This is a genomic window from Streptomyces sp. NPDC033229, assembly GCF_055576875.1.
This window is the reverse complement of the sequence record NZ_JBVIQR010000181.1, coordinates 1-1,921: the sequence shown is the minus strand read 5'-3', so window position 1 is coordinate 1,921 and position 1,921 is coordinate 1. Positions and strand designations below refer to the sequence as shown.

Below are 1,921 nucleotides of genomic sequence, written 5' to 3'. Positions count from 1 at the left end.
AGGACCTCAGCAATCCTCATTCTCGCTGGTCAGGGGCACTTTCTGCTTGCCTGATCACCTGCCGGACAGCACGCATCATGAAAGCGCGAGGCTAGGTAGTGTCTGATGGCTCTACCCGGGGGGGAGGAGGAGGATCCGCTGCTGTTCTGGGCAGGAACCGTGCGTAGTGCGGCGGCGTGAACTGACCAGCGGCCAGTAGGAACGTATTGCTCCTCCGCTGCCCGAAGCGGGCGGCCCGGGGGGTGAGCCCGACCACCGCACTGTGGTCAACGGGGTCCTGTACCGGACACGGACCGGCATCCCACGGCGTGACCTGCCCGAACGCTACTCCCCCTGGCAGACCGTTCTGCGAACGTCACCGCCGCTGGTCCACCGACGGCAGTGCTTGAGTGTGGTGCTTGCCCTGGTTGATCTTCTTGTTGAAGTAGGTCCGGGAGGCCGGGTCGGCCAGGGGGGGCGAGCGCCGACAGGAAGAAGGCTCGTTTGAGCTGCTTGTTTCCGCGTCTGGAGGGTTGATCGCCGCGGATCGAGGAGCGGGAACTGCGGGTTGCCGGGGCGCAGCGGGCGTATGCGGCGAGGTGGGCGGCGGAAGGGAAGTTGGATCCGTCGCCGGCGTCGATGAGGATGCGGGCTCCGGTCTTGACCCCGATGCCGGGCATCGAACTCAGGGCCTACTGAGCATTCGAGTGTGTTGTTGTGGGGGCTGGCGTGTGGTGGTCATTGCGGTTTGCCCGGACTATGAGGTGTCCGCAGGGCGGTGGCTTGGGCGGCGAGCGGCGGGCATTTCGCGAGCGCGTCCGTGTGGAGGCGGTAGGGAGGTTCGCTGCCTTCACCGGCGCAGAGCGGCTCCAGCCCTTGCACGAACGAGCTCGAACCGTGTATACCTCGAATTTTGGGGGACCGCTCGGAAGCGACGGCCCCCCGCTCGCAACAGGGGGCCGTCTACAGCAGTACAGATCGGCGAATTCTGGAGGCCGCACGATCGGTACCAAACCCGAGACTACGTCTATATTCTGCTGCTGATCAACGATAAACACCGGGGTGTTTTGTCGGCGTTTCTCAAGGGCGAGTTCCCTCTGGATCGTCGACGTTCGGTGGTTGGGGCTGCAGGGGGCTTACGGTGCCATATTCGCGGGCGAGCGTAGCCGATGGTGTGAGCCCAGTCAGCGTTTTCAATCCGGCTACCGATCAGGTCACGGGTGGGGGCGGGACTGGCAGGGCTCCCCGGCTGATCGAGATGTCTGATGTCCCAATCGGCCGCCCGGGGAGCCCTGTTGGTCATCTGCCCTGCAGCACTCAGCCTGCCGCATGCCACTCGTGGAGTGGGGCACGATGTTAGCCGTCACGCCGCGAGGGTGACCGCCGCGCCGCTGCAGACTGCGGCCCGTCGCAGCGCGGTCGTGGCTCTGGTGTACCTGCGTGAGCACATCGTGCTCACGCAGATCGCAGCCGACTTCCGGATCAGCGTCGGTACTGCACCGGCTGTCCGGGCCCCGTCACGGCACGGGTTCCGTGGTCCGGCATCGAGATCGTCGCACCCGCACGATGCCGAGGCCCGCTATAGCCAGAAGATCACGGCATCCTGGCAGCGGGACTGGTTCGGATACCGCGACCACAGACCGGGACATGTGACGGTACCGGGCCGAACGTGATCCTGCAGGTGACGACCAGGCTGGCCCCCGAGCAGGACATCGACGCGTTCGATCGTATCTATCACGGCTTGGCCGACCAAGCCTTCCACCCCTGGACGCGGTCCGCCACACCCTCCAGGAGTGGGGCGTCATCCTGGTCGGCCCGGTCCGTCAGGACCCGGAAGCAAGGCACGACTAGAGGTTGTCCCGTAACTGGTGGGGTGGTTGGTGCGTTGGTTGGGCATGGGTGGGGTGATCTCAGCGGATGATCCGTAGTGGATCGAGCCGTT

General features: G+C 65.3%; 2 pseudogenes. One reads left to right on the top strand and one right to left on the bottom strand.

Going from position 1 to position 1,921, the window contains the following annotated elements:
- Positions 1–205 precede the first annotated feature (205 nt).
- Positions 206–383: pseudogene (locus tag ACZ53N_RS37220) on the top strand (transposase); the annotation flags it as partial.
- On the opposite strand, the pseudogene ACZ53N_RS37215 reads toward ACZ53N_RS37220, so the two are convergent.
- Positions 356–668 (bottom strand): annotated as a pseudogene (locus ACZ53N_RS37215) (transposase); the annotation flags it as partial. The pseudogenes ACZ53N_RS37220 and ACZ53N_RS37215 sit on opposite strands and share 28 nt — an antisense overlap.
- Positions 669–1,921 lie beyond the last annotated feature (1,253 nt).